Origin of the sequence: Candidatus Phytoplasma palmae (genome assembly GCF_046896035.1) — a bacterium.
GTDB classification, from domain to species: domain Bacteria; phylum Bacillota_I; class Bacilli_A; order Acholeplasmatales; family Acholeplasmataceae; genus Phytoplasma; species Phytoplasma palmae.
The window spans coordinates 1-5,793 of record NZ_JBIPDD010000014.1 but is presented as its reverse complement, the minus strand read 5'-3'; the positions used below and the strand labels follow the sequence as shown (position 1 = coordinate 5,793).

At 20.2% G+C, this 5,793-nt stretch carries 4 protein-coding genes and 1 pseudogene; 1 reads left to right on the top strand and 4 read right to left on the bottom strand.

All coding sequences use genetic code 11. The annotated features are described in order from the left end of the window. Window positions 1-1,067: 1,067 nt before the first annotated feature. Entirely contained in the window at window positions 1,068-1,661 is a 594-nt protein-coding gene (locus tag ACHMP6_RS01610; RefSeq protein ID WP_412097789.1) for a lambda-exonuclease family protein, read from the top strand. 64 nt (window positions 1,662-1,725) lie between these two features. Here the strand turns inward: ACHMP6_RS01610 and ACHMP6_RS01605 are convergent, their stop codons facing one another. The 4 genes and pseudogenes from ACHMP6_RS01605 to ACHMP6_RS01590 all read right to left on the bottom strand — a co-directional run. Next, window positions 1,726-3,723, bottom strand: coding sequence for a heavy metal translocating P-type ATPase (locus ACHMP6_RS01605; protein ID WP_412097788.1), 1,998 nt, complete (start codon window positions 3,721-3,723; stop codon window positions 1,726-1,728). Window positions 3,724-3,878: 155 nt separating this feature from the next. Further along, window positions 3,879-4,205 (bottom strand): septation regulator SpoVG, encoded by a 327-nt coding sequence (gene spoVG, locus ACHMP6_RS01600; RefSeq protein ID WP_412097787.1) that lies wholly within the window; start codon window positions 4,203-4,205, stop codon window positions 3,879-3,881. A gap of 167 nt (window positions 4,206-4,372) precedes the next feature. Continuing rightward, a complete protein-coding gene (gene rsmA / locus ACHMP6_RS01595; RefSeq protein WP_412097786.1) occupies window positions 4,373-5,200 on the bottom strand; it encodes a 16S rRNA (adenine(1518)-N(6)/adenine(1519)-N(6))-dimethyltransferase RsmA in 828 nt (275 codons plus the stop codon). Then, window positions 5,197-5,793, bottom strand: a pseudogene (locus ACHMP6_RS01590) (hypothetical protein); the annotation flags it as partial. The pseudogene ACHMP6_RS01590 and the gene rsmA, both read right to left, overlap by 4 nt.

The window sequence follows — 5,793 nt, the reverse complement described above, 5'->3', positions numbered from 1 at the left end:
ATTCCAAAAGAAGCTTTGAATTACTCACGACTACTATGATTCTGCTTTTTCCTTAACTATTATTTTAAATATACAAATTGTAATTAATTAAAGCTATTTTTAAAATATTAAAATTACTTTTTTAATTTAATAAAATTTAAAAAATAGATTTAGGAAGATCGAAGTTACTCCAATTATCTCCGTATGACTCATTTAGGTATGCAGACTTTAGCTTTTCTTATCTATTTTAAATCTATTAAATTTAATATAGATAAGAAAAGCTATGTAGGTTCAAATTGTAGGACTTTTAAATTATTGTCCATTTGTTCATAAAAGAACAATGATAATTTTGAAAATCTCATGATATAATTTTCAAATATAAATTTGATTAACAGTCTCAATTCATTTCTGTTTAGTAATATAATTACCCCGTTTATTGCATTTAGCCTTTTTTAAGGTTTTCCATGTGAATCTTTATTCTCGCATAATCTTTTGGATATGAATTTCTCCTCAATATGCTTTTATTCTTTGCTGTAACTTTTAATTCTTTCGTCTTAAAAGCCAAGAATACAAATTAACACATTATCATTGTGTTTGTGATTCGTTAAATCACTGATAATTAGGCTTCTTTCGCGCCCTCACGAGAATCAAGGTGCCTTTTTAATATCCTTTTTAATTTACGCTCGAACTAGCGCCCTTAATTTAGTTTAATTAATATCTTTCTTATATTTTGTGATCTCATTTTATAAATAAATTAAAAATTCACAAATTATTAATATAGATTCATCAAAAAATTAAAAATTATTATGAAATTCTAAAATAATAAAATTAAATTTTAATATAATAAAATTAACATAATTATCTTCAAATAAAATAATTATATTTTTTTTAAAAAAATATAACCATCCAATTATTATTATATAATATAGTGATAGTTTTTTTTACATTAAAAATAAAACAAAAAAAATTTTAAAAATTAAAAAATATTTTATATTTTAACTTGTTATTTATTTATAGTAAAAATTTTGATATTATTCATATATATAAAAGTTAAATTTAAAATATAAATTATAAAAGAGAATTGAACAATGCAAGGAAAAAAAATAAATTTAAAACAAAATAGTTATGAATGGTTTGAACATAGAAAAAATTTTGTAAATGCTTCAGAAGTAGGAACAATTATGGGTTTAAATCCTTATGAAACTCAAGAAAACTTAATTAAAAAAAAAATTTTTGGCAGTAAATTTATAACAAATGAAGCCATGGAACACGGAAAAAAAACAGAACCAAAAGCTAATCTTTTTTTTTCAATTAAAAAAAAAACAAATTATGAACCATCTGTTTTTATAAGAAATTTTTTTTCTGCTTCTTTAGATGGTTACGATGAAAAAACAAAAACAATTTTAGAAATTAAATGTCCTTTAAATAAAGCAAGTAGTAGTTGGAAAGAATTTTTTTCAAAAGGAGAAATACCTAAATATTATTGGGCTCAAATTCAATGTGGGCTTTATTGTTCTGAATCAACAAAAGCTTATTTTTTAGTTTATACTAATGATGAAGATTATGTAATTAAAAAAGTTTATTTAGATCAAGAATTTATCGAACAAATGATATTGAAATGCGGAATTTATAAAAAATTATTAGAAAATTATCGTAAATTAATGAATCAAAAAAAAGAATAGAAAATTCAAAATAAATTATTCGTTAATAAAAAAAAAAATCATAATTATATGATTTTTTTTTTTATTAACGAATATTTTTTTTAAGTCTTAAACAATTTAAAATTACTAAAATAGTGCTTGCTTCATGAGCAATAACAACAAAAGGTAATTTCATTGAAACAAAGAAATTCATAATAGCTAATATAATTATTACAATTACAGCGAATATAATATTTTGCCAAACTATATCATTCAACTTTAATGATAATTTATGAGTATAAATAATTTTTCTTAAATCATTCTTCATCAAAACAATGTCAGCTAAATCTATAGTAACATCACTACCTTCTTTTAATGCAATTGCGACGTCTGAATGGGCTAAAACAGGAGCATCGTTTATACCATCACCCACCATAGCAACAATATTATTGTTATTCTTATTTATATTTTTTATACATTGAACTTTATCTTCAGGCAAACAATTAGAAACAAAAAAAGTTAAATTTAACTTTTTAGAAATATTTTGAGAAACTGATTCATTATCTCCAGTCAACATAACAGTTTTAATATTATTTTGATTAAAATACTTGATAATATCTTTTGATTCTTTTCTTAAGAAATCAAAAAAAGAAATTAAAATTAAAACTTTTTCATTATGACTAAAATAAATTACCGTATATCCTTTTTTCAAAAATTCATTTGTTTTTTGTTGAATTTTAACATCACATTTACATTGGTCAAAAACATTATACTTAGCTATTTTATACCTGTTATTATTATTGTCAGTAGCTTCAATACCGACTCCTAATAAATTAACTATTTCAAAATCACCAAAAAAATTTAATTTCATATTTTTTTTAAAATATTTTTGCAAAGCAAAAGCCAAAGGATGATTAGATTTCTGTTCCATTCCTAATAAAATCTCTAAATATTTTTTCTCTTGATTTGAATCTAATTCAGAACTAAAAACAATTTCTTTTACTTCTAATTCTCCTTTTGTTAAAGTTCCTGTTTTATCAAAAGCTATAACATCAATATTAGAAAAAATATCTAATGTTTTTCCGCTTTTTAATAAAATTCCTTTTTTAGCTAAATTAGAAATAGCAGATAAAGTGGCAGGAATATCAGCCGCAGCTAAAGCACAAGGAGAAGAAACGGTTATAAAAATAACACTTTTATAAAAAATATTTTTAAATTCCCAATAAGCAATATTTAATTCAAATAAATAATTAATAAAACTCATAATCCAAAATACAAAAGTAACAAAAAATATAAATTTAATATACAAAGGTTCTAATGTTTTAATCAAAATTGCTTTTTTAGAAATTTTTTTTTTAATATTTTGACTTAATCTAATAATTTGCGAATAGACATTTTTTTCAATTATTTCCGTAATTTCAATCACTAAAGTATTTTCTAAATTAATATTACTGCCAAAAACTTTATCACCAATTTTTTTTTCTGCAGGAACGCTCTCTCCAGTAATATTAGATTCATCAACAGAAGAAAAACCAGATACCACTATTCCATCAGAAGGTATTTGATCTCCATTCAAAACTAAAACCTTATCACCTATTTTAAGTTGTTTAGCATCTATTATTTCAAATTCAAAATTATTTTCTTTTGAATTTAATAATCTAGCTTTAGTAGGTGCTTTTTTTAAAAGATTTTTTATTTCTTGTTGGCTTTTTAGTTCTATTTTTTCTTCTAAAATATTAGCACCAGAAAAAATAATAATAAGTAAAATAGCTTCATTAAATTCTTGCAAAAAAAATACAGAACCTAAAGCTCCTAAAGCCATTAAAACATGAATATTAGGAGTAAAATTATTATTTTTTTTAGTATTCTTAAAAGTTTCTATAAATCCTTCAGAAATTACATGATATCCTGTTAACGATAAAATAATTAAGGTTATAAAGAATCTCAAAAAATAATAATCATTTTTATCTAAAAAAAATTCTAAAGGCAAAAAAATAAAAAAATAAATTAAAATTCCACAAATTAAAAGAAAAACATATCTTTTCTGTTGTTTCTCTGTTTTAAAATCAGTATTTTGATAATCTTTACAACAACGAATATCCAATATGATTTTCCCCTTTCTAAAGATACAATATATAAAATTTAAAATTATATTTATTTATAATAAAGTAGATTTTCAATAAACATAATAAAAATAATTAAGAAAAAAATTAAAAATTCTATTTTAGATTAAAATAAATAAAAAAATACTTATGCATTTTATTCTTTTAAATAATTTTCTTTAACATTATTTTTATTATTATCATTAAATTCTTTTTCTTCTTTTGTTGTTTCTAACTTCTTATTAAATGATGTTATAATTTCTTTTTCAATTTGTTTTCTTGTTTCTGCATTAATCGGATGAGCTATATCCAAAAAATCTCCTTTAGAATTTTTGACACTAGGCATGGCAATAAATAAATTTTTTTCTCCTTGAATTATCTTAATGTTATGAACAACAAAACAATTATCGAACGTAACAGAAGCGATTCCTTTTAATCTACTTTTAGCCTCATGTAAATTAATTCTAACGTATGTAACTTGCATTTTTATAACTATCTCCTATTATTTTTCTATTTTTTATATTTGTTATTAAAAAAATTAAAAATATTATAGATATCTACAAAGTATTCTATCATATTATTTAAAAATAACATTTTATAAATAAATTTTTAAAAATTATCAAATAATTTACTTTTTAATAATTAATTTTTTTATAAATTAAAAAAAAGAAAAAAAGATTCAGATATAATTTGAAAAGTTTTAAAATCAATTTCTTCAGCTCTAATATTATAAGATATTTGATATTTATCAAAAAAATCTAAAAGTTTTATTTTAGAAATATTAAAATAATTATTTAAATTGTTAATTAAAGTTTTTCTTTTTTGAAGAAAAGAAGCTTTAACAAATTTTAAAAATTTATTTTCTAAAAAATATTGTCTTTCTTTAGAGAATGTTTTTTTTTCAAATTTCAAAACAATACTATCCACCTTAGGAACAGGAAAAAACATAGTTCTTTTAACAAATTTAACTTTCTGAATCTTAGTAAAAGATTGAAAAATAACACTTAGAAAATTATATGATTTTAATTTTTCTTTAGACATAATACGCAATGCTATTTCTTTTTGTAACATAACCGTAAATAATTTTACTTGCGGTAAAAACAAAACTTTCATTAACAAAGGAGTAGCTATATAATAAGGTAAATTTCCAATCAAAATAATTTTTTCTTTTTTAAAATATTTATAAAAATCTTTTTTCAAATCTCTATTTAAAAAATCATCATAAATAATATTAAAATTAGAATATAAATTAAATTTTAAAAATTCTTCAAAAGAAGAATCTATTTCATAAGCTAAAAATTTTTTAGCTTTAGGTAAAATAAATTGTGTTAAAGCTCCTTTACCAGGTCCAACTTCGACAACATTTTCATTTTCTAAATTAGAAGAATTAACTATCATTTTTAATAAATTAATATCTTTTAAAAAATGTTGGCCATATTTTTTTTTAATTGTGTGTTTTTTTTTAATTATCATTTTCATAAATATTTTCTATAAAAAAATTTATATTCAAAATTTTTTCTTTTTTTAGTCATAAAACTTTTTATAATTAAAGATTCTTCACTTAATCTTTTCATTTTGTAAAAATAATCTTTATATAAGAAAATCTGATCACCAATATTTCCTTTATCTTCATAATAAGCTTTTGTGTAAATGCTTTTTGAACAAGTATAATATTTAGATGTTTTACCATAATAATTTTTAATTGCATTAACTTGTTTTTGATTAATTATTTTATTCTTAAAATAATCCCAAATATTACGATTTAAAAAATCATTACATAAATTAGATAATATTTTATCTTTAAAATTTTTTAAATGAATAATTAAACTATTAATATAAAAATCATCTATCTCTAAATATAAAAATATATTATCTGGTTGTTTTAAAAATTTTTTTAAAATTAAAAAAATATTTTCAAATTCTTCAAATTCATATTCTTCTTCTATTAAATCTTTAATTCTAAGGAAAATTTTTTCCAAAATAATTGAATATGATATCACTTTAGGATGATAAATCACGATAGAATTAAGACGTTTGTATTTTTCAATTATTATCTTAAGCCCCGCACACCA

Excerpts from the sequence above, each read along its gene's own strand:
- ACHMP6_RS01610 (WP_412097789.1), top strand. The coding sequence starts at position 1,068 with ATGCAAGGAAAAAAAATAAATTTAAAACAAAATAGTTATGAATGGTTT.
- spoVG (WP_412097787.1), bottom strand. The coding sequence starts at position 4,205 with ATGCAAGTTACATACGTTAGAATTAATTTACATGAGGCTAAAAGTAGA.
- rsmA (WP_412097786.1), bottom strand. The coding sequence starts at position 5,200 with ATGAAAATGATAATTAAAAAAAAACACACAATTAAAAAAAAATATGGC.